The 23297-nt window shown below is 41.9% G+C and carries 17 protein-coding genes, 1 tRNA gene and 1 other RNA gene; 13 read left to right on the plus strand and 6 right to left on the minus strand.

From position 1 onward, the window contains the following. Positions 1 to 21: 21 nt before the first annotated feature. On the minus strand, positions 22 to 978 hold the full coding sequence (locus tag J8L98_RS07270) for a hypothetical protein (RefSeq protein ID WP_192506377.1): 957 nt from the start codon (positions 976 to 978) through the stop codon (positions 22 to 24). A gap of 258 nt (positions 979 to 1236) precedes the next feature. On the opposite strand from J8L98_RS07270, the gene J8L98_RS07275 reads away from it, so the two are divergent. Beyond that, positions 1237 to 4107, plus strand: coding sequence for a pitrilysin family protein (locus J8L98_RS07275; RefSeq protein ID WP_210995878.1), 2871 nt, complete (start codon positions 1237 to 1239; stop codon positions 4105 to 4107). 264 nt (positions 4108 to 4371) lie between these two features. Here the strand turns inward: J8L98_RS07275 and J8L98_RS07280 are convergent, their stop codons facing one another. Then, positions 4372 to 4752: a diacylglycerol kinase gene (locus J8L98_RS07280; RefSeq protein WP_210995879.1), complete on the minus strand. Its 381-nt coding sequence runs from the start codon at positions 4750 to 4752 to the stop codon at positions 4372 to 4374. A gap of 229 nt (positions 4753 to 4981) precedes the next feature. Between J8L98_RS07280 and cysE the strand changes: the two genes are divergently transcribed. Beyond that, the gene (cysE, locus tag J8L98_RS07285) at positions 4982 to 5803 is read left to right on the plus strand and encodes a serine O-acetyltransferase (protein WP_210995880.1); all 822 of its coding nucleotides are present in this window, start codon (positions 4982 to 4984) and stop codon (positions 5801 to 5803) included. Positions 5804 to 6065: 262 nt separating this feature from the next. Here cysE and xseA read toward each other — a convergent pair whose 3' ends face one another. Further along, complete coding sequence (gene xseA / locus J8L98_RS07290) at positions 6066 to 7448, minus strand: exodeoxyribonuclease VII large subunit (RefSeq protein ID WP_210995881.1); 1383 nt, start codon at positions 7446 to 7448, stop codon at positions 6066 to 6068. 113 nt (positions 7449 to 7561) lie between these two features. Here xseA and guaB point away from each other — a divergent pair, with 113 nt between their 5' ends. The 5 genes from guaB (at position 7562) to rimI (ending at position 12050) form a co-directional block, all read left to right on the plus strand. Beyond that, a complete protein-coding gene (gene guaB / locus J8L98_RS07295) occupies positions 7562 to 9031 on the plus strand; it encodes an IMP dehydrogenase (protein WP_210995882.1) in 1470 nt (489 codons plus the stop codon). A gap of 166 nt (positions 9032 to 9197) precedes the next feature. Beyond that, positions 9198 to 10772, plus strand: coding sequence for a glutamine-hydrolyzing GMP synthase (guaA, locus tag J8L98_RS07300; RefSeq protein WP_192506383.1), 1575 nt, complete (start codon positions 9198 to 9200; stop codon positions 10770 to 10772). A gap of 411 nt (positions 10773 to 11183) precedes the next feature. After that, positions 11184 to 11260: transfer RNA gene (locus tag J8L98_RS07305), tRNA-Trp, on the plus strand. A 66-nt stretch (positions 11261 to 11326) separates the two neighbouring features. Beyond that, positions 11327 to 11596 carry a hypothetical protein gene (locus tag J8L98_RS07310; protein ID WP_210995883.1) on the plus strand — a complete coding sequence of 90 codons (270 nt, stop codon included), beginning with the start codon at positions 11327 to 11329 and terminating at the stop codon, positions 11594 to 11596. Positions 11597 to 11609: 13 nt separating this feature from the next. Further along, positions 11610 to 12050: a ribosomal protein S18-alanine N-acetyltransferase gene (gene rimI / locus J8L98_RS07315; RefSeq protein ID WP_210995990.1), complete on the plus strand. Its 441-nt coding sequence runs from the start codon at positions 11610 to 11612 to the stop codon at positions 12048 to 12050. Between the two features lie 47 nt (positions 12051 to 12097). On the opposite strand, the gene J8L98_RS07320 is transcribed toward rimI, so the two are convergent. Together J8L98_RS07320 and ssrS are read right to left on the minus strand one after the other, a co-directional pair. Continuing rightward, positions 12098 to 14773, minus strand: coding sequence for an ATP-binding protein (locus J8L98_RS07320; RefSeq protein ID WP_210995991.1), 2676 nt, complete (start codon positions 14771 to 14773; stop codon positions 12098 to 12100). 311 nt (positions 14774 to 15084) lie between these two features. Then, positions 15085 to 15267: non-coding RNA, 6S RNA (gene ssrS, locus J8L98_RS07325), on the minus strand. Between the two features lie 196 nt (positions 15268 to 15463). On the opposite strand from ssrS, the gene J8L98_RS07330 reads away from it, so the two are divergent. The 4 genes from J8L98_RS07330 to J8L98_RS07345 are packed head-to-tail and all read left to right on the plus strand — an operon-like array spanning position 15464 to position 19694. Then, the gene (locus J8L98_RS07330) at positions 15464 to 16027 is read left to right on the plus strand and encodes a UPF0149 family protein (RefSeq protein WP_210995884.1); all 564 of its coding nucleotides are present in this window, start codon (positions 15464 to 15466) and stop codon (positions 16025 to 16027) included. Continuing rightward, positions 16027 to 17337: a Xaa-Pro aminopeptidase gene (pepP, locus tag J8L98_RS07335; RefSeq protein ID WP_210995885.1), complete on the plus strand. Its 1311-nt coding sequence runs from the start codon at positions 16027 to 16029 to the stop codon at positions 17335 to 17337. The genes J8L98_RS07330 and pepP overlap by 1 nt, the downstream gene beginning before the upstream one ends. A gap of 9 nt (positions 17338 to 17346) precedes the next feature. Beyond that, the gene (gene ubiH / locus J8L98_RS07340) at positions 17347 to 18531 is read left to right on the plus strand and encodes a 2-octaprenyl-6-methoxyphenyl hydroxylase (RefSeq protein WP_210995886.1); all 1185 of its coding nucleotides are present in this window, start codon (positions 17347 to 17349) and stop codon (positions 18529 to 18531) included. Beyond that, the gene (locus J8L98_RS07345; RefSeq protein ID WP_210995887.1) at positions 18531 to 19694 is read left to right on the plus strand and encodes an FAD-dependent monooxygenase; all 1164 of its coding nucleotides are present in this window, start codon (positions 18531 to 18533) and stop codon (positions 19692 to 19694) included. The genes ubiH and J8L98_RS07345 overlap by 1 nt, the downstream gene beginning before the upstream one ends. An 825-nt stretch (positions 19695 to 20519) precedes the next feature. Here the strand turns inward: J8L98_RS07345 and J8L98_RS07350 are convergent. Continuing rightward, entirely contained in the window at positions 20520 to 21371 is an 852-nt protein-coding gene (locus J8L98_RS07350; RefSeq protein ID WP_210995888.1) for a LysR family transcriptional regulator, read from the minus strand. A gap of 130 nt (positions 21372 to 21501) precedes the next feature. On the opposite strand from J8L98_RS07350, the gene J8L98_RS07355 reads away from it, so the two are divergent. Both J8L98_RS07355 and gcvT read left to right on the plus strand, forming a co-directional pair. Beyond that, positions 21502 to 22074, plus strand: coding sequence for a hypothetical protein (locus J8L98_RS07355; protein WP_210995889.1), 573 nt, complete (start codon positions 21502 to 21504; stop codon positions 22072 to 22074). 132 nt (positions 22075 to 22206) lie between these two features. After that, on the plus strand, positions 22207 to 23289 hold the full coding sequence (gene gcvT / locus J8L98_RS07360) for a glycine cleavage system aminomethyltransferase GcvT (protein WP_210995890.1): 1083 nt from the start codon (positions 22207 to 22209) through the stop codon (positions 23287 to 23289). Positions 23290 to 23297 lie beyond the last annotated feature (8 nt).

A 23297-nucleotide genomic window follows, 5' to 3' on the forward strand; every position in this document is an offset into this window, starting at 1 on the left:
TCTATATTTGAATTTTTATGATTATGCAATTTGCTTTTCAGCTAAGTTTAATTCCATGGTCGCTTTGAGTAATCGGTATAAGTTTATAGATGCATCGATTTCTTCTTTACGGTTAGTTAAACTTTCAATATTTAACCCTAATGGAATATCTAAGTGTGCACAGCTTTGCAAGATTAAATCTAGATTTTCTCGGCAAATACGTATGGATTCACTCAAAGGACTTGCTGAGTCTAGCATGCGCCATTTTGTCGCCTCTGGCACAGAGATCCCTAACCACTCCATAAACTCTAGCGTTTTTTGTCCACCACAGGGAGTGAATGTTAAAATAATACGTTGTGGTGTGATCCCTTGCTGCTTACATGTACGGACATAGCTGGTGATTAAGTCGATTGTGGCTTGAGCATTATATACGGCTTGAGATATGAAAAATTTACACCCTTGAGCCGTTTTCTCGATTAATCGCTGTTGCTCATTTTTTTTATTTGCATGGCGTTCAGCGATGGTTACACCACCTAAGAAGAATGACTCTTGATGCTCTGAAAGTGCTTTATAAGCATCCGGTAAGCTTAACTTGATGTTGCCAGTAGAGGATGGACTGCCAACAAGTACGAGGTTATTGAGATCAAATTTATCTTTGCTGTTGGTTAACCAGTTTTTAAATTCGGATGCATCACGCTGTGCAACACTTTTATATGTGATCACATCAAGATGAGAAAGTGTTTTAATTAATTGGCTATATTCACATGGATCTACGGTATTTTTAAATGGGAATGGTCTAGGCGCTTGCGTACGGCTGCTTTCATCTTGAATATCGTAGATGACAACCCCATCATATTCGATTTCGTGTAATCTACCGAGTAATTTACTGGCGATGGTTTCCAATTGCGCTCTATCAGTCCCAATTTTTGGTGGTGTTGTACCTATAAGGTACACGCCTTGTTTAGGGTCTTGTATTTTCTCTTGCAGTGATAAAGCCATAATCCTCATTCCAGCCTAGGTCATTTTGATAGTGTAAATATAGCAGCCATTTAGACGTCTAGATAGATTTATTTGTTGAAACTTATTCAATAAACATGAATTATTTTCATGAGCTAAGCCATGCTGCTGTAATTTATCGACATATTTTTTTACATTTATCTGTCGAGTTCCGGTAAAAGTCGGGAGGATTTACGGCATAATTGCTCTGTTGAGTTAGCTAATAGCGCTAATTATAAAAATTGAGAGCAAGGAACACATATGAAATTTAAATTATTGGCAACGAGTTTGGCGGTAACACTCGCACTAACTGGGTGTATAAGTAATAACAGTAAACAAAATGTCGTTACAACAGAGAGTGCAGCGGTAAGTAACAAAGTATTTTCGCAAGAATATGTCATTGAAGAATTAGATAATGGCTTGCGGGTGATGATTGTGAAAACGGATTATCCAGACGTTGTTTCATTGCAGATCCCCGTATCAGTGGGATCTCGTGATGAAGTAGAAGCGGGTAAAACCGGTTTTGCCCATTTCTTTGAGCATATGATGTTTAAAGGATCTGAAAAATATCCGCAAGATGTGTATTCAGATATATTGAAAAATTCGGGTGTAGACAATCGAGCATATACAACCAATGATTATACGAACTATTACCTCAGCTTTTCAAAAGAGCACTTGAATAAAGTACTTGAAATTGAAGCAGATATTTTCCAAAATTTATCCTATACAGAAGAGCAATTTCGTACTGAAGCATTGACTGTAAAAGGTGAATACTTAAAGAACAATGCAAATCCGGTTCGCAAGTTATTGTCGGCAGTACGTAAAGAAGCCTTTGATACACATACCTATAAACACACGACTATGGGGTTTTTCGAAGACATTGAAGCGATGCCTGATCAAATGGCCTACGGACAGACATTCTTTGAGCGCTTTTATAAACCTGAATATGTGTCAATGATCATTGTGGGCGATGTTGACCCACAAGAAACAATGAATGCAGTGAAGCAACATTGGGGGAACTGGAAAAAAGGTGACTTCAAGGCTGAGGTACCGGTTGAACCAAAGCAAACTGAAGCAAAGTACGTGCATGAGCAGTTCGAAGGTATGCCTGGACATTGGTTATTGGTTTCTTATAAAGGCGCGCCATGGTTACCAGAAAAGAAAGACCGAGCGGCATTGGATTTGATCTCTGAGCTGTATTTTGGTGAGAACTCAGCACTTTATCAAGAGCTCGTGGTTGATAAACAAATCGCCAGTCAAATGTTTCCGTATAACCCTGAGACTAAAGATCCAGGATTATTGCATGTGTTTGTTAAAGTTGAGAAAGAGCAAGACTTAGCACGAGTTAGAGATGCCGTTAATCGTACGTACGCCGAAGCGCGCACTGAGCTAGTGGACGAAGATAAACTAGCCGCACTAAAATCAAACCGTAAATATAGCTTTATTAATGGCTTAGATTCATCGCAGGCCATTGCTTCAACGCTTGCCAGATATATGCATTTTAAGCGAGACCCTGAAGTGATAAATCAACTTTACTCATCAGCAGATTCGGTCACCTCGACAGATATTAGGGCCGTTGCGAATAAGTATTTTGTAGACACTAACCGTACAACGGTGACAATGTCAGATTTAGATAAAGTATCAGGCTTCGAAGAAGAGAAACCACTTTCAGTGCTTGTTAATCAAGCTAAACAGCCAGTGGAGCAGCACTTCAAGGTGTTGGATAAAACCAATAGCTCTCCGCTTGTTGATGTGAATTTACTGTTTTATACCGGTGCAGCTGCGGATCCTGCCGGTAAAAAAGGTGTTGCAGCACTAACGGCTGCCATGATCGCCAATGGGGGTTCACAAACTAAATCTTACAAAGAAATTCAAGCTGCGTTATATCCAATCGCAGGTAGCTTTGGGTATCAAATTGATAAAGAAATGATTTCATTGCATGGCCGTGTTCATAAAGACAATGCGCAGCAATGGTATGATTTAATTAGCGCACAGTTGTTAGAGCCTGGTTTTCGAGAGGATGATTTTAAACGTCTAAAGAAAGAGCTTATCGATGGGATTAAATCTGGGTTAAAATCATCTAATGATGAAGAGCTTGGAAAAGAAGTGCTTTATCACAAACTGTATCAAGGTCATCCATATGAAAGTTACAACTTCGGTGATTTGTCAGATCTAGAGGCATTAACACTTGCAGATGTGAAAGCGTTCTATCAGAGAGAGTTTACCCAAGCAAAACTCAATGTTGGGGTTACTGGTGCGCTTTCAAATACAGTTAAAGCACAGATGTTACGAGATTTAGCTAAATTACCTAAAGGGGAAGAAGCGCGTTTAATGGTGCCAGATGCGCCAGTATTAAGCGGTCGCCATGCAACAATTGTAGAGAAAAGTGCAAAGTCAACGGCGGTATCTTTTGGCTTTCCAATAGATACAATTCGTAGCTCTAAAGATTGGACTGCTTTGTGGTTAGTTCGCTCATACTTTGGTGAGCACCGTAGTTCAAACAGTTTCTTGTATAAGCGTATTCGCCAAACCCGTGGCATGAACTATGGGGATTACTCTTATATTGAGTATTTCCCACGCGGCATGTTCCAGACAAAACCTGATGCGAACTTAGGGCGTTCGGAGCAAATATTTCAAATCTGGTTACGTCCATTACGCTCAAATAATGATGCACACTTCGCAACACGCGTTGCAAAATTTGAGTTAGATAAACTGATTGCCAATGGTATGAGTGACAAAGATTTTAATGCGACGCGTAACTTTTTGAGTAATTTTGTACCGCAACTTGTTGCGAGCCAAAGTCGCCAATTAGGGTATGCCCTAGACGGGGAGTATTATAATACTGGGAACTTCGTTGAGTATGTGCGCAAGCAATTGGCCACTTTAACAGTAGATGACGTAAACCGGGTGATTAAAGAGACACTACAAACAGAGAATATGCATTACGTATTCATCACAGGGGATGGTAAAGACATGCAACAACGTTTGGCGTCTGAGCAAGTATCTCCTATGAAGTATAATTCAGATAAACCTGATACTTTAATTAATGAAGATAAGCACATTGAGAGCTATCAGTTATCAATTCCAGCAGCAAATATTGATGTGCAAGATGTGAAACGACTCTTTGAGTAAACGACTTTATCATTATTGAAGTAAGTAATAAGGCCGCGAGTATATCGCGGCTTTTCTGATTAATGACTAACCTCAGCTCTGGATCAGCGAATTTGCCCAATAAAGCTATTTTTTTTCACTCTCGGCGTTGCTTTCATTTGTAATAGCCCGCTATTACTGCATAAAAGCGCCTTGATATTGAACAAAATATCATCATTTGAATGTACGTAAGTTTGTTTTCAAAATATTTCCTATTCCAAAACCCTTATCCAAACCTGAGGTTAACTAGGTAAAATAATCAACGGCAGCGCTTCCCCAGACGAACGCAACAATCACTAACGTAAGTGTAACTGCGGCAGACCCCATATCTTTTGCCCTGCCCGATAATACGTGGTGGGACTTACTGACTCTGTCAGTGAGGGCTTCGATTGCCGAATTCAGTAATTCAACAATCAACACCAATAGCAATACACTAATGAGTAATGCCCAATGTGTGATACTTTTAGCCAGAAAAAATGAGCTGGGGAATAATATCAGTATTAAATAAAGCTCTTGTCTAAATGCGGCTTCTTCTTGATATGCAGCAATTAACCCCTCTATCGAACAACGAGTGGCATTGATGATTCTCACAACGCCAGTGCCATTGGGTTTGCTTGTTTGTGCCATGAGTTGCCCTATGTTAAATATAAATTAACCTAACATGTTGAACTTAATATAAAGGTGCGCATATTTATACCATCCATTTGTGACTTCATCATGACCAAAGCGCTGATATGATTGCTCTACAAAGAGCAGTTTGTTATAACTAATACCGAGAAGGTTTTGAATAGCAGTAACATATCCTATGTTTAGCCGTTAGAATCAGCGAATACTACCTCCATATTTAGGTTTCCTTATGCGTCATGAAATTTGGCAACAACTTCAAAAAGAGGCTAAAGAATTAGTCAATGTAGAGCCTTTGCTCGCCAGCCATGTTTACTCTAGTGTGCTTAATCATGAATGTTTGGGCTCTGCATTAAGTTTTATTGTGGCCAATAAACTTGCAGATGGGGTGGTGTCTGCATTTACCATTAGAGAGTTATTTGACCAAGCCTTTGTTGATTGTGACAAAATGTTGACTCATGTGGCACATGATATAAAAGCTGTTAAAGATCGAGACCCTGCTGCCGATAGTTACTTAACAGTAATTTTGAATCTGAAAGGTTTTCATGCGATACAAGCACATCGACTTGCCCACTGTTTATGGCGACAAAACAGAAAAGAGCTGGCTAGGTTTGTTCAAAGCCGTACCTCCGAAGTATTTGGTGTTGACATCCATCCTGCTTGTAAAGTCGGTCATGGCATTATGTTTGATCATGCGACTGGTATAGTCATAGGGGAAACTGCCATCATAGAAGATAACGTTTCTATTTTGCAGTCAGTCACTTTAGGTGGTACAGGTAATGAACAAGGCGATCGACATCCAAAAATACGTGCCGGTGTATTAATTGGAGCGGGAGCAAAAGTGCTTGGTAACATTGAAGTAGGGGAAGGAGCTCGAATTGGTGCGGGTTCAGTGGTACTAAACCCCGTAAAACCACATACAACGGTTGTGGGGATCCCTGCGAAAGTGGTGGGCAAGCCGAGTTGTCCATGTCCAGCAGAAAGCATGAATCAAAACTTCTTAGAAGATCAACCTCAGTCAGTGAACGACTCTTATACGAGTGCGATGCTGTAACTTATTTTACCGCTAAATTATATTAGGGGCTGTTGATCTTTCAGGTTCTTTTTAGCACCCCTTTCTCTTTGTTGCTTAATATTCGCTTAGATTACTAGGCCACATATTAAGCGCCGCGATAAAAGCATGCTCAAAGAGAACAAAAATAGAACAGCAAAGATCAACAGCCCCTAGCCACTAGGGCATGGTTTCGAACATACCTTGTCCCTGACAACACCTTTTCCTACCAAGCAAGATAAAAATGGCGAGTACTTAGATAAAGCTACTTTGAATTCGCTGTGATTTTAGTTATTTGAGAATGTACCATCCCGTCATTAAATTGTGTCGTTATAGCTTGGCCATTTTGGAGCTGAGCAATCGATTTTATGACTGTTTTATTTGTTTTTGTAATGCTATATCCTCGCGCTAGTACACTTAACGGGCTAACACTGTCTAACCTTGCAGCGAGTAAAGCCAATTGGCTTTGTTGTTCAGTTTGCTTGCGTTGTTGTAACCGGTGTAATTGTTGTTGTAATTGACTTAGGCGCTGCTTTGCAATGTTAATGTGCGCTTTAGGGTGTTGATGTTCTAATTTTTGCTCTAGCAAATTCATACGGTTTATGAGGGTGTGTTGACGTTGATTAAAAGCACGCTGCAAACGCATTGAAAGCTCATCAACACGCTGAGATTGCTGCATTAATTGGTTTTTTGGGTGTTGCAATCGTAGTCGTTGAGATAGTACTTGTACATGCTGTTTTGCATGTGCAATATGGTTGTTTGCAGCTTTACTCAGCTGGTTTTTATAACTTTGAACCTCAGCGAGTAAAACCTCTTGGTCTGGACTGACTAATTCAGCAGCTGCAGAGGGCGTTGCGGCTCGTAAATCAGCCGTGTAATCTGAAATAGTGGTATCTATTTCATGGCCAACCGCACTAATCACAGGCAACGTGCTGGCAAATACGGCACGTGCTAATAGCTCTTCGTTAAAGCACCATAGATCTTCGAGTGAACCACCACCACGACCTATGATTATGACATCGACTTCGTTACGTTGATTAGCAAGTTGAAGCTTTTCTATTAATTGATAATGTGCGTCTTTGCCTTGTACTTGTGAGGGATAAATAACCACTTCTAATTGTGGGGCTCTACGCTGTAGCACGGATAAAATATCTTTAATTGCAGCGCCTGTGGCAGAAGTGATGACTCCTATTTTATTGATTTTTGCAGGCAAAGGCTTTTTATGGACACTACCAAATAGCCCTTCTGCTGCGAGCTTTAACTTGAGTGCATCATACTGTTGTTTCAGCAGGCCTTCACCCGCTGCCTCCATATGTTCGACGATGACTTGGTAATCACCTCTTGGCTCATAAACCGAGATACGCGCGCGTAATGTCACTTGTGAACCATTGACGGGGCGATAGCTGCATTGGCGATTATTACCGCGCCACATTGCGGCTTTGACTTGCGCTTTTTCATCTTTGAGTGAAAAATACCAATGACCTGACGCAGGGGCAACAAAATTAGAAATTTCTCCAGTAAGCTGAATTTGAGCAAAACCTTGCTCTAAAATAGCTCGGATCTCTTTGTTTAATCTAGAAACGGTATAAACATGTTGGGGTATAGTACTGCGCGATTGATAGCTCAATTTAGTTTCTCCAAGTGCCATTGCGGAGTACTTTATCATATTTTTTGATAATATTTATTTACTCGCATGGGGAACGCTGATAAAATTTGCACGCAATTCCTTATACTCAGTTCCACGTGAGAGAAACCGCAAACATGCTAAGAATTGCCAAAGAAGCCCTAACCTTCGATGATGTGCTATTAGTTCCAGCACACTCTACTGTTTTACCTCATACCGCAAATCTATCGACGCGTTTAACGCGTGGTATTGAATTGAACTTACCGCTTGTATCTGCTTCTATGGATACCGTTACCGAAGCGCGTTTAGCGATTGCGTTAGCGCAAGAAGGTGGTATTGGTTTTATTCATAAGAATATGACAATTGAAGAGCAAGCTCGTAACGTACGTAAAGTAAAAACGTACGAAGCGGGGATTGTTTCTTTTCCAGTAACGGTGACCTCAGATTTAACCATTGAAGACGCATTGCTACTTGCTGAAGAAAAAGGCTTTTCAGGTTTTCCTGTAACTGGTGCCGACAATCAGCTTGAAGGGATTGTAACGAGCCGCGATATGCGTTTCGAAACAAAACTTGAACAGCCAGTCTCGACTGTAATGACGAAAAAAGACAAGTTAGTGACAGTTAAAGAGGGCGCATCTCGTGAAGAAATTCTTGGTTTAATGCATGAGCACCGAATCGAAAAGATTTTGGTTGTTGATGATGCATTTAAGCTTAAAGGCATGATCACGGTTAAGGATTATCAAAAAGCCCAAGAAAAGCCGAATGCATGTAAAGATGAGCGAGGTCGTCTTCGTGTTGGTGCTGCTGTAGGTGTTGGTGCGGGTACTGATGAACGCATTGCAGCATTGGTTGATGCAGGTGTTGATGTATTGCTTATTGATACTTCTCATGGTCACTCACAAGGTGTACTTGACCGTGTTAAAGAAACGCGTACTGCATTCCCTGATTTACAAATCGTTGCAGGTAACGTTGCAACAGCTGAAGGTGCGATTGCCCTTGCTGATGCAGGCGTTGACGCGGTTAAAGTGGGTATTGGCCCAGGATCAATTTGTACAACACGTATCGTAACTGGCTGTGGTGTGCCACAGATCACTGCTATTTCTGATGCAGTTGAAGGTCTTAAAGGTCGCGATATTCCTGTTATTGCTGATGGCGGTATTCGTTTCTCAGGTGATGTTGTTAAAGCATTGGTTGCAGGTGCGTCATGCGTCATGGTGGGTTCAATGCTCGCGGGTACTGAAGAGTCTCCAGGAGAAGTTGAGTTGTATCAAGGCCGTTATTACAAATCGTACCGTGGCATGGGTTCATTGGGTGCAATGAATCAAAAAGAAGGGTCGTCAGACCGTTACTTCCAAAACTCAAAGCAAGCTGAAAAGTTAGTACCAGAAGGCATTGAAGGTCGTGTTGCTTACAAAGGACCTATTGCGACTATTATTCACCAACAAGTTGGTGGTATTCGCAGTGCTATGGGCCTAACCGGATGTGCTGATATTTTTGAACTAAATACTAAACCACAGTTTGTGCGTGTTACATCTGCTGGTATGGGTGAATCGCATGTACATGATGTGCAGATCACCAAAGAAGCGCCTAACTATAGAATGGGCTAACACACTGAAATTCAGCGTGTTTAAATGGGCTAGCATATGCTAGCCCTTCTTAATTTTAAGTAAAGTTCGTTTTTGTGCTTTACTAAATTGATACCAATATAGCGAAGTTAACTCAGAGTAGTTTATTTCGGTTGGTGTGAGTCGTTTCCTAACTACGAGATTATCAATGAGCAAAGACATCCATGATTCCCGCATTTTGATTTTAGACTTCGGTTCACAGTACACGCAGCTAATTGCGCGTCGTATTCGTGAGATCGGTGTTTATTGTGAGCTATGGGCTTGGGACGTGACCGAAGAGCAGATCCGTGAATTTAATCCGCAAGGTATTATTTTATCGGGTGGCCCAGAGTCGACTACTGAAGATGATAGCCCAAGAGCACCTGAGTACGTATTTAACGCTGGCGTGCCAGTATTAGGCGTATGTTACGGCATGCAAACAATGGCGATGCAGTTGGGTGGCTTAGTTGAAAGCTCTGACAAAAAAGAGTTTGGTTATGCCCGTGTTGAGAAAGTGGGTGACTGTAAGTTATTTGATCAAATTCAAGATCACATTGAAGACGGCACTGACTTTTTAGATGTGTGGATGAGCCACGGCGATAAAGTAATCTCAATTCCTGACACATTTACGACGACAGCACGTACAGATACGTGCCCTCATGCTGCGATGTCGTGGGAAGAAAAGCGCTTCTATGGCGTGCAGTTCCACCCTGAAGTGACACACACCCAGCAAGGCTTGCGTTTATTAGAGCGTTTTGCAATCGACATTTGTGGTTGTGAGAAGTTATGGACGCCAGCACAAATTATTGACGACGCGATTGCGCGTATTAAAGAAAAAGTAGGGGATGACGAAGTTATCCTTGGCTTATCTGGTGGGGTTGATTCATCCGTAGTTGCGATGCTCATTAACCGTGCAATTGGTGATAAACTGACTTGTGTATTTGTTGATAACGGTTTGCTTCGTTTAAACGAAGGTCAGCAAGTCATGGATATGTTTGGTGACAAGTTTGGTTTGAACATCATCAAAGTAGATGCTGAAGCCCAATTTTTGAAAGACCTTGAAGGCTTATCAGACCCTGAAGAAAAACGTAAAGCGATTGGCCATACTTTTATTGATATCTTTGACGAAGAGTCGAAGAAACTGGTTAATGCTAAATGGCTTGCACAAGGGACTATCTACCCTGATGTGATTGAGTCTGCCGCATCTGCTACAGGTAAAGCACATGTGATCAAATCACATCACAATGTTGGCGGCCTGCCAGATGATATGGAAATGGGGCTGGTTGAACCATTACGTGAATTGTTCAAAGATGAAGTACGTAAGATTGGTTTAGAGCTCGGCTTACCTTACGATATGCTTTATCGTCACCCATTCCCAGGACCTGGTCTTGGTGTACGTGTACTTGGTGAAATTAAGAAAGAGTATTGTGATTTATTGCGTCGTGCAGATGCTATCTTTATTGAAGAACTACATAAAGCCGACCTTTACCATAAGGTGTCTCAAGCATTTACAGTATTCCTACCAGTGAAGTCTGTGGGTGTGATGGGTGATGCACGTAAGTATGATTGGGTTGTATCATTACGCTGTGTTGAAACCATTGATTTCATGACCGCGCGTTGGTCACACTTACCTTATGACTTCTTAGGGTTAGTTTCTAACCGTATTATCAACGAGATTGATGGAATCTCGCGTGTTGTTTACGATATTTCAGGTAAACCACCGGCAACTATCGAGTGGGAATAACCACATATTAGGGGCTGTTGATCTTTCAGGTTCATTTTTGCAGCAGTTTGATTGGATTTTATACAAGGCAGAGGCTGCGTAGCATGGTTATTCCATGTGAGTCAGCCGATAACATAGTAGAAAAGCCAATCAAGCGCTGCCTACCGGTTCTTTTGAGCCTCCCTTTCTCTTTGTTGCTTAATATTCGCTTAGATTACTAGGCCACATATTAAGCGCCGCGATAAAAGCACGCTCAAAGAGAACAAAAATAGAACAGCAAAGATCAACAGCCCCTAGTGACTTAGTTTGCTAATATTAAAGGCGAATATGTTAAATATTCGCCTTTTTGTTTATTTAAGAAGCAGTTAAAGCGTAATTCATGAAATAACGCTTTACCTTTTATAAAACATCTCTATAATTCGTCGTCATTGCAGGGGCGTAGTTCCAATTGGTAGAACAGCGGTCTCCAAAACCGATGGTTGCGGGTTCGAGTCCTGCCGCCCCTGCCACTTCCTTTTTTACTTCATATTTTATACCCTAAAGTCACATTCAGTTTTATATATTCGCAGGTTTTTATGCACCCATTGCATGCTGAAGTTCTAGAAATTATGCCTTTAAGATTAAAACAAGCGGATCATACTGGCACCTGCTCGAATACGCAGACCGTATTGACGCTCAATCCTCAACTGTTGAGTGATATACAATTGGTCGACTCCTTAATTGATTTGAGCGTCATTTACCAAGGTGCTGATGTTGGCATAACCGAAAAGCACCTTTTGCTTCCCAATGCACAGCTGAACTCGCAGCAAAAGCGTCAATTATGGAAACTACTAAGTGAATACTGAAATTAAGCACGATATGTTGGCAACGCTAACACTCAATGAGTTGATGACCATAGAGCGTGCTTGTCACGGGTTCCCTTGGTCTGAAAATACCATGCAAACTTGTTTGGCGGGCCGTTATTTTAACGGTGCACTGTATTGTGATGAAAAATTGGCTGGCTTTTACATTGGCGAGCGTGCTGGGCCCGATAATACCTTAATGGATATTTGTATTACACCGGCATATCAAGGTCGAGGGTTAGCAAAAGCGTTGCTTAATGACTTTGTGGCACGCAGTGAAACAATGTCAGCCGAGAATGTATTTTTAGAAGTACGCGCATCGAATGTTGCTGCAATTGGTTTATATACTCAAGCAGGGTTTACCGAAGTGGGGATACGTAAGGATTATTACCCGAGCACACAAGGTAAAGAAGACGCAATACTCATGGCACTAACCCTCAGCTTTACGATGGGATAATTAAAGCCTGTATGTGCATCCGAATAGCACATATAGGCATATTAAGTTCAATTGGCGACTTTAAGTGATTGTTGGTTTTTCAGTGTGTATTTAATGGCTTCAGTTAAGTTGAGTAACGCATATTGCCATTGCGCTTGATTGTTTGTCCGTAAGCTTTGCTCTAAGTCATCAGCAGCACTGTGAATATTCATAAAACCAAAGCAACCAGCGCTACCCTTTAAACTGTGGGAAAGGGCTCTGAGAGACTCCCATTCTTGATTGTCATAATAAGACTCAAGTTGGGTTAAGTACTCAGGTAGCTTTGCAATGTAGTTTTGACTGATCTGCATGAACTTTTCACTTTGTAATAAAGAATCCCATTGAGACTGGCTGGCATCTTCAAGTTGAAGGTGTTCGAGAAGTACAGCACCTAACTCTGTTTTATCAATAGGCTTACCGAGCGTTTCATTACAACCTGCCGCGAGGTAAGTATCAACGTCTTGTTTCATTACATTCGCAGTGAGCGCAATAATAGGCCCATCGTAGGCGGCATGTCTGAGCATTTCAGTGGCTTCAAGCCCGCCCATAACCGGCATTTGCATGTCCATTAAAATCAGGTTGTAGTCATTGACGAGTGCTTTTTCTACCGCTTCAGCCCCATTTTTGGCAATATCGGGCGTGATCCCCCAAGCTTGTAAGAGGAGCGTCACTAATACTTGGTTATCTGGATTATCTTCAGCAAGTAAAATATGGGCATCTATGTGAGTATTAGATAGCTCTTGAGAAATGTCTTGCTCAGGTATCGACTTAGATAGCTCATAGGTCAGTTCATAGTCGCTACATTGATAATTACCTGCAATATGGATTGTAAATCGGCTACCAACACCTTGCTCACTGTGCACCTCAACGTCGCCACCCAACAGCTGAGCTAAATTTTTGGAAATACATAACCCCAAGCCAGTACCACCAAAGCGCCGAGTGGTTGTGCTATCGGCTTGCTCAAAAGGCTTAAATACACGATTGATTTCAGCTTGAGACATACCAATGCCGGTGTCTTCGACAACAAATTGAAATTGCTGCAGAGTTTCATTAAAGGACACTGTGATCTTTATGCCGCCAAACTCAGTAAACTTCACGGCATTGGTTGCGATGTTTAAGAGGATTTGCTTGAGCCTGGTAATATCGCTGTGCATTACTTTAGGTAACGGGAATTGGTAATCAATAGAGAATGACAATAACTTCTCTTGCGCCATAGGTGCCATAATGGAATCAATATCTTCGAGTAAAGGTTGTAATTCCAGCGCATTTTGTTCAACAGCGAGTTTTTCAGCCTCAATTTTGGATAAGTCTAGGATATTGTTTATGAGTTCTAATAGATGTTTTGAGTTTCGTAACACGGTATCTAAGTGGTGACGAGTACCTTTCGCATCTGGGTTGTGTAAAAGTTGCTCAGTAAAGCCCATGATGGCCGTCAAAGGCGTTCGGATCTCATGACTCATATTGGCTAAAAATCGGCTCTTAAGTTCATTGGCCTGTTTGGCTTGTGTAATCGCACCACCAAGCTGTTTGTTCATTTCTTCTAATGCGCGGGTACGGTTGTCGACTTTTTCTTCTAGGTGATGTTTATATTCTTCCAACTCACCTTGGAAATCTCTGATTTGTTTCACCATATGATTAAAGTCGTGGAACAAGGTGCCAACCTCATCATTACCTTGTGTTGGTAGGTAAACTGACAAATCGCCATCGCCCACACGATGACTTGCTTCACCTAATAATTCAATGGGGTTGAGGAGTAAATTACGCACCACGATAAAAATGAGAATGGGTAATATAATGACTGACAGAATAACAATCAGCGCTGTAATTAAGCTAATGGCTTTACCTGAATGGTAGAGTAAAGATTTCGGTATCGTGGATAAATAGTAATACCCCCCGCTGAGTTGCACGGCATAGAGCATACGTTCAACATTATCGATACTTTCTAAATTTATAGCGTTGAGCGTGCCTTTATCGGCGACTTCATGTATTTGTTCAATTTCATCAGGTGACAAGTAGTTGCTGAATAGTTGTTTGTCTGAGCTGAAAAGAATTTCACCGCCATCAGTCACGAGTAAGTTTAAGGTATTGTCATAAGCCGATTCAAAAATACTTGAATTGATAATAGATGGGTCAACGCGAACAATAATATAACCTTGTTGATTCGGTTGTTTTAATTGTAAATTTACACCATATATGCGCTGCACAAAGTAGAGGTGTGTGGTGCCTTTGGCTGTTGCTACCATAAATTGTTGTTGTCTGAGATTGTTATTAATGACTTGACTGAAAAAAGGGTAGCTTACTGGCGCTTGGCTCAAGTTATTTGCGTGATACGCTTTACTATTTCCTTTTGGCCCCACCAAATTAATACTTAAAATGTCTGGGTAGGCTTCACTGTAGCTGGCAAATACGTCCACTAATGCGCTGAGTTTAGAGGTATTGGAAACTGTATCTACATTGGTTTGGTTAAGAAAATCCATCAAAACCGGAGAGTTAGACAAAAGCTTTGTTGTAGATTGGTATATTTCAATGTAATTGAACATTTTTTGTTGTTGTTGTTCAACAAAGCGACTCACGGTAAGTTTGGCTTGTTTTTGTGTTGAGCTCGTCACATTTGTGAGTGTAAATCCACCAAGAAACAACAAAGGCAAGATCACCAAGGGGGTGATGTACCATAACAACTTAATACTTAACTTACTTGTTTTCATTGCTTTACAAATATATCCGTATGGTTGAGCTGCATGAGTAGCCATTCTTAATGCACGTTAGCCTAATCGTAAGCCAATGCTGCACTTTTCACAAGAAAACGTGTTAGTGTGAGGCTAATTGAGTAACTATTTTATCTAGTTGCTATATTTTATGCTTATTTTTGATGTGGTTTGAGATATAAATTCAAGCTGTTACGCGGTATTTGACGTCGCGTTAAGGGCGATGTATTGAAAGTCGATTGCATTGGCAAATGCATACGTTATTTATCGCGTTATGCGGTTTAAAATAAGCGAAGAAGGTATTGAAAATGGTGTGCCCCAGCGACGCGGATGCTGATGTCAGCCCTCGAACCCTAAGGTTCAAGGCGGAACGCAACAGCCTACCGTAGGCTTCTCGGTACATGCCGAGCTTGCACAATAGTAAGCAAACTACGTCCCTAAATAAAGTTTATCGGCTCAGGGACTTAATCGGCTGTCCAACGAGCTAGGGAACCTATTCAGTATATAAAACATCTGCGTCAGTAGAAACCTAAAATGCAAAATACTTCACTGTTTGCTGCTAATTTATGCTGCATTGCTAGTTTACTAAACGACACGTTTGATTTTTAACCTAGCACATACAATTGCTTGGAGTTGCTATACTTCGAGTGGTAGCATTAACAAACTAAATTGTGAGTGTAAGAAATACTGATGAGCGAATTAAAAGATTATACCCAAGCCCAATTGGTGCTAGAAAAAAACGACATTTATGTAGCCCCTGCTGAAGTACATGGTGCCATCAGTGGTTTATTAGCTTGCGGCCTTAATATTGAAGCAAAAGAATATTTGGGCTTACTCAGTGATGTGTTTAATGAAGGTCAAAACTTCAATGAAGAACTGAAGCAGTTTTTTGCTGAAATGTATAAGCATGTTATTGAGCACTTTAATGAAAGCGAGTTTCAGTTTGACCTGTTCTTACCAAGCGAAGATGAGTCATTGCTCGACCAAGCCAATGCCTTGGTAGGCTGGGTGTCAGGTTTTTTACTCGGATTTGGTTTAAAGCAAAAAGATTATGGTAAGTTGTCGGCTGATGTAAAAGAAGTGATCAGCGACTTTACTGAGATCACCAAGCTTGATACGCATTTCGATGACAGTGAAGAAGATCAACAAGCACTGCATGAAATTATCGAATACATTCGGGTTTCGGCATTACTGTGTTTTGCTGAAATGGGCAAAGAGCCAGAAGCTGGCACAACTTCAAAGACGCTACACTGATGATCACAACACATGAATTTTTAGAGCGCCGTACTCGGGTGCTTGCTGAATTGGATACTGGTTCAGTTGCGGTTATCCCTGCTGCAGTAGAGCTAACACGCAGTAGAGATACCGAATACGCATTTCGACAAGACAGTGATTTTTTCTACTTAACAGGCTTCAATGAACCGGATGCTGTTCTCGTGCTGAGTAAAGATAGCAAGGGTAAAGGGAAAAGCAGTTTGTTTTGCCGTAATAAAGATAAAGTTGCTGAAATTTGGCACGGCCGCAGACTGGGTTTTGAGCGTGCTAAGCAAGATTTATTAGTAGATGATACGTTTCCATTAAGTGATTTAGACGATACGCTTTTAAGCTTGGTGAATGGCAATCGTATTCTGTATTACGGACAAGGTACATACCCGGCATTTGACGATAAAATCTGGTCAATTATGAATACGCTCAGAGGCGCGCCTAAAAAAGGCTATCGAGCACCTGAAATTATCAAAGACATTCGCCCTATTTTGCATGAAATGCGATTGTTTAAATCAGACGCAGAAATTGCCGTAATGCGCCAAGCGGCACACATAAGTTGTGATGCGCATAAGCGGGCAATGCGTTTTGCAAGTGCTGATGCGACTGAATACCAGCTTGAAGCTGAAATACATCATCATTATGCAATGAATGGTGCACGCCACCCAGCGTATGGCACGATTGTGGGTTCTGGAAACAACGCCAATATTTTGCATTACACTGAAAATAGCGATCAGTTGCACAATGGTGACCTCGTTTTAATCGATTCAGGGTGTGAGCTTGAAGGCTATGCTGCTGACATTACACGTACCTTTCCGGTATCGGGTCAGTTCAGCGAACCGCAAAAAGCACTGTATGAGCTTGTATTGGCTTCTCAAGAAGCGGCATTTAAGCAAGTAAAGCCGGGTAGTACTTTAGTGAAAGCGAATCATGCGGCAATGACAGTAATGACGCAAGGTTTGATCGACCTCGGTATTTTAGCGGGCGATTTAGATACACTCCTAGACAAGCAAGCTTGTAAAGCGTTTTATATGCATGGTTTGGGTCATTGGTTAGGCTTAGATGTGCATGATGTTGGTGAATATAAATTAGATGAAGCTGACAGACCATTTGAGCCAGGTATGGTGTTGACGATTGAACCTGGTTTGTATTTTGATGAAGATGCACAAGTTCCCTCGCAGTTTCAAGGTATTGGCATACGAATTGAAGATGATTTGCTTATCACTCATGATGGTTTTGAAAACTTAACTGCGGGTGTCCCAAAAACCATTGCAGAGATAGAAGCGCTAATGCAACAGTAGGAGAATCGGTTGCAACAGTTTGATGTATTAATTGTAGGGGGCGGTATGGCTGGTGCAACCGCTGCCTTGGCAATCAAAAAACAATGCCCCACATATCACATTGGTGTTATTGAAGCCTTTGAACCTCAAGGGCAAACACATCCTAGCTTTGACGATCGCAGTATTGCATTGGCAGAGCAGTCTGTATCGTATTTAAAGCGGCTTGGGTTATTTAATCCACAGTGGTCATTTGCACAAGCCATACATCAAGTCCATGTGTCTGATCGGGGCCACTTTGGAAAAGCTGATATAGATCATCAACATTATAACTGTGATGCGCTAGGGTATGTGGTGGAAGTCAACCCGTATGGTAATGAATTACATCGGCAGCTGCAAAGTGCAGATATTGGTATGTTTTGTCCAGCCAATGTGGCCCAGTTGGAGCAGAAAATAGACCATGTGATAGTGACGCTCACAACGGGTGATTTATTGAGTGGCAAGTTGCTGGTGTTAGCTGATGGCGCTAAGTCGCCAACACGGGATAAGTTGCAGTTAGGGTTTACGAGTAAGGCGTATGAACAAGGCGCATTAATTGCGAATGTTGAAGTGGCTGGTGGGCATGATGGTCAGGCATTTGAGCGTTTTACTGAACATGGCCCGATGGCGTTGTTACCTATGAGTAAAGATCGCTACTCATTAGTGTGGTGTATGCACCGTGATCAGCTGCACGAATATCAAACTATGACAGATACGCAGTTTATAGAGGCACTACAAAGTGCATTTGGTTTCCGTGCTGGTATTTTTACCCAAGTAGGCGAAAGAGCTCAGTACCCACTTGTGCTGGGCAAAGTTGACCGTGTCGTTCATCACCGCGCTGTGGTGATAGGGAATGCTGCACATGCAATTCATCCAATTGCAGGGCAGGGGTTTAACCTTGGTGTACGTGATATTCAATCGCTCGTATCGTTAATCGAAAAGTACCCTAGAGAGGCGATGGGAGAATTTGCATTTACGCATGAATTTGAGCAAAGCCGGCTCGCGGATATTGATCATGTGATGGCATTAACTGATGGACTCGTTAGATTATTTTCAAATAGTTCGCGATTGGTTGCGCTGGGCCGCAACTGTGGATTGCTGGCGATGGCATTGTCTACACGCTTAAAAAGCCCGTTGGCGAAGCAATTAATGGGTCATGTGAGAAAAGGAAACAAGTAATGCAACAAGCGCAAGTTTGTATTGTTGGTGGCGGTGCCGTAGGGTTAACTCTGGCTTTGGGGTTAGCGAAAAAAAATATCAGTGTCATAGTGATAGATAGTGGTTGTGAGCCACAGTCTTTGGCTGATAGTTTTGCAAACCGAGTGAGCGCAATAAGCCTTGCGAGTCAAACTTTATTTGAGTCTCTGGGTGTATGGCAAAGTATTAGTGCAATGCGCGCGATGCCTTACACCCATATGGATGTTCGGGATCAAGACAGCTTCGGAAAAATTACATTTAATAGCGCAGAATTAGATTTACCTGAGCTTGGTCATATTATTGAAAATGACGCAATCCGTTTTGGGCTATTTGTGGCTTTACAGCAACAACCTAGTGCCACCTTATGTTTTGAGACCCGTTATCAAGCAATTCACCAAACCGACAGTGATGTATTGATCACGTTGGAGTCGGGGATGCCGGTGATGGCCAAATTACTGGTCGCTGCAGATGGAGCAAATTCGGCGATACGAACCCAGTTTAAAATGCCATTGACGTTTTGGGATTATGACCACAATGCGATTGTGGCAACGGTTAAAACGCAACAACCGCATAATGCCACGGCACGGCAAATATTTTTAGATACTGGACCGTTGGCATTTTTACCCTTAAATGATGCATATCATCATTCTATTGTATGGTCGACCTCACCTGATGAGGCTAAGCGCTTAATGGCGTTACCTGCTACTGAATTTAATAAAGCACTAAATGTAGCAATAGATAGCCAATGTGGCTTGTGCGAAGTGGCAGACGATAGAGCCGTTTTCCCACTAAAAATGCGCTATGCTCAGCAATGGCTTAGTGGCAAAGTTGTATTGATGGGGGATGCAGCACATACTATTCACCCGTTGGCTGGGTTAGGGATGAACTTAGGGCTTAAAGATGCGGCTTCATTAATTACGTGTTTAACTCAAGATGGGGAGTTTGCGTCCATGCGCACACTTCGTGAGTATGAGCGAAGTCGTAAGCTCGATGCGCAAAAACACATTGCCATGATGCAAGGCTTAAAAGAGTTATTTGAAGGCGGGCATCCGGTTAAAAAATTATTACGTGGAGTGGGCCTAAGCCTAGTGGATAATTTGGGACCGATAAAAACATTGTTTGCGAAGGAAGCTGTGGGCAAATAGGGCGAGCGAGAACATTCTTAGTTGCATATGGATTCTGACCTATGTCAGAAAGACGATATAGAATCAGAAAGACGATATAGAATCAGAAAGGCGATATAGTGGAACAGTATCGTTGGCCTGATGCTCAATGTTATCGCTGCCCTGGACTGTACTTTATCGTCGTTGAAAAGTTCAATATTACCGCGGTTCTTAATTTTTACTTTATCGTTGCCCTGAATTGGTTTCAGGGTCTATTCGCTGTTGCGCTGTAAATAAGTTGAGCATGGATTCTGACCTACGTCAGAAAGACGATATAGAGTCAGAAAGATGATATAGAATCAGAAAGACGATATAGAGAAACAATATCGTTGGCCTGAAGCTCAATGTTATCGCTGCCCTGGACTGTACTTTATCGTCGCCCTGAACTGGTTTCAGGGTCTATTCGCTGTTGCGCTGTAATCAGTTGAGCATGGATTCTGACCTACGTCAGAAAGACGATATAGAGTCGGAAAGATGATATAGTGAAACAGTATCGTCGCCCTGAACTGGTTTCAGGGTCGATTCGCTGTTGTGCTGTAATAAGTTGAGCATGGATTCTGACCTACGTCAGAAAGACGATATAGAGTCAGAAAGATGATATAGAATCAGAAAGACGATATAGAGAAACAGTATCGTTGGCCTGAAGCTCAATGTTATCGCTGCCCTGGACTGTACTTTATCGTCGTTGCGAACTTCAATATTACCTATGCCCTGAACTGTACTTTATCGTCGTCCTGAATTTTAACTTTATCGTCGTCCTGAACTTGATTCAGGATCCATTGACTCAGAACTAATAATGGAACACAGTTAACTTAATCGTAGCGCAATAAATTCGGCTAACTTATCAACAGCGTGAACTGACTCTGCCGAGTTTTTCACTAAACAAATATCAATATCTCCCAATTCAGGTAAATGTTTGGTATTGGCTTGGTAGCTCAGGTCGCTGGGGACAGTACTTTTAGCGAGTACCGTCACCCCTAACCCTTCTTTTAAGGCTGCAATTAGCCCAGTTAGATCGGCATTGCTGTAAATGATACGATGTTTTAGTCCTGCTTGCTGCAGCGCTTCAATGGCTCTGCGGCGATAAATGCAACCTTCTGGTGCCGTTACCAATGTGACCACTTGGTTTGTATCTTTGATTAAAGATAAATCGCCGACCCATACTAATTGATCTTGCATGAAAACGGGGAATTGTTCAGACCCCGTTTGTTCATTTAGAGCCAATACCAGGTCGAACTGATCTTGACGAGAGACGGAAAGTAAATGTTTACTCAAGCGCGATTTTACTTCTAGAGAGACATCGGGATACAAAGCTACAAAGTCGCCAATAATAGAAGGCAGTATGCGTGCCGCAAATTCGCTGGGAATACCTAAGCGTACTTTGCCTGTTACGCTCTCAGAAGTGAACTGCTGTAAAATAGCATCGTTGTGCTGCAGCATTTGCTTGGCAAGGGGCAGTAATAACTCGCCATATTGATTGAGCACCTGACGTTGGCCTTGTTTTTTAAACAGTTTACAATTGAGCATATCTTCAAGGCGCTTAATTTGCAGTGAAACCGCCGGTTGAGATAACCCTAGGCGTTCACCTGCTTTCGCAAAGCCACCCACTTCCACTACCGTTACAAGCGTGCGCAGACCATCAATCGATAAGTTCTTCATATTAATAAATACAATTTAATCTAGCTGTTTATATAAGTATTATTTATCAGTTGATAAAAAATTACAATTTGTTGTTGCTTATCTGCACCCATATACTCGCAGTTAATGAAAATTTATTTAGGGTGTAGCAATGACTTTTGCTCCTACTATGTTTGCTAAACATCGACAAGGTACTGCGCCGGTAGACAACAGCATGGTTGCTACACATAGCCTAGTAGTATTGGACTTTAGTGGTTTTGAAACCACGCCATTTTTAAGCCAAGTGCTAGGGCTGAATTTAAACAAATTGATTGCCCCAGGATTGGGCGTCAAAGGTCAATTAGTCAGTGGTGAGTATTTTGCCGTTTATTATTTTAGCGAAACCGCGTATCGCTTAGTGGTAAATACTGATGCGATTGCATCATTTAAAGCATTAATAAAGCAGCATGACCATGATTACGATATTGAGCTGGTGGTACGCGATGATTTAAGTATCAATACGTTAAGCGGCCAGCATGCTTTTGACACGTTAGTAACTAGTTTTGAGCTAACACCGGGTCTGCGTTTATCAGATAAACAAGTCTGTTATGGCAGGCAAAGTGGTGAGGTGTTTGTCACTTCATTACTTGAGAATGACCAGCAGCAGTATCAATTGATTGCTTTACAGTCCACATTGGATAAATGGCAAGGCGTGTTGCGTGAACAAGGCTTTCACCTAAACTAACACCCAGATTAAATGACAAGGGCTAGGAGCGTATTCTTCGGCCCTTGTTGCTATTGAATTAACCCCACCTCAATATGAGGCAATACTGGTTGTTTATACACAACAAGTACACAAATAAAGTGAAGGAATGATATGACTTCTAAAACAGTACTACATGCTAAGCACATTGAAGCTGGCGCAAAAATGGTAGATTTCCACGGGTGGGAGATGCCAATCAACTATGGTTCTCAAATTGAAGAGCATAACGCAGTACGTACCGATGCAGGTATGTTTGACGTATCTCACATGACCATTGTTGACGTAAAAGGCGACGACGCAAAAGCATTTTTGCGTAAACTTGTTGCCAATGATGTGGCGAAGTTAACTGTTCCGGGTAAAGCTCTTTATACCGGAATGCTTAACGAGCAAGGTGGTGTTATTGATGACCTTATTATTTATTTCTTCACAGAAACAGATTATCGTTTAGTTGTAAACTCAGCAACGCGTGAAAAAGACTTGGCACACATCGCGACTGTATCAGCAGGGTATGCTGTTGAAGTGACAGAGCGCCCAGAGTACGCAATGATTGCAGTACAAGGTCCGAACGCGAAAGCAAAAACGGCTGAGATTTTAAATGCAGATCAAAACGCGGCTGTAGAAGGTATGAAGCCGTTTTTTGGTGTGCAGGCAGATGAACTATTTATTGCGACAACCGGTTATACGGGTGAAGCAGGGTACGAAATTGTGGTACACAATGACGGCGCGGCTGACCTTTGGCAAAAATTATTAGATGCAGGTGTTGCTCCTGCTGGCTTAGGGGCACGTGATACGCTACGTTTAGAAGCGGGCATGAACTTGTACGGTTTAGACATGGATGACACAGTGTCACCATTGGCTGCAAACATGGCATGGACTATCGCTTGGGAACCTGCTGAGCGTGACTTTATTGGCCGTAAAGTAGTTGAACAGCAACGTGCAGATAAGAGCACTGATAAGCTAGTTGGTTTAGTGTTAGAGAGCAAAGGTGTATTACGTGGTGGCTCTAAAGTTATCGTAGAAGGTGGCGAAGGGGTGATTACTTCTGGTACATTCTCTCCGACATTAGGTTTTAGTGTTGCTTTAGCACGTGTACCTCGCTCTACTGGTGAGACAGCACAGGTTGAAATGCGCAAAAAGTTAGTTGACGTTAAAGTAGTGAAGCCAAGCTTCGTACGTAACGGCAAGTCAATTATTTAATATTATAA

This window comes from Pseudoalteromonas sp. MMG013, assembly GCF_018100885.1.
GTDB classification, from domain to species: domain Bacteria; phylum Pseudomonadota; class Gammaproteobacteria; order Enterobacterales; family Alteromonadaceae; genus Pseudoalteromonas; species Pseudoalteromonas aurantia.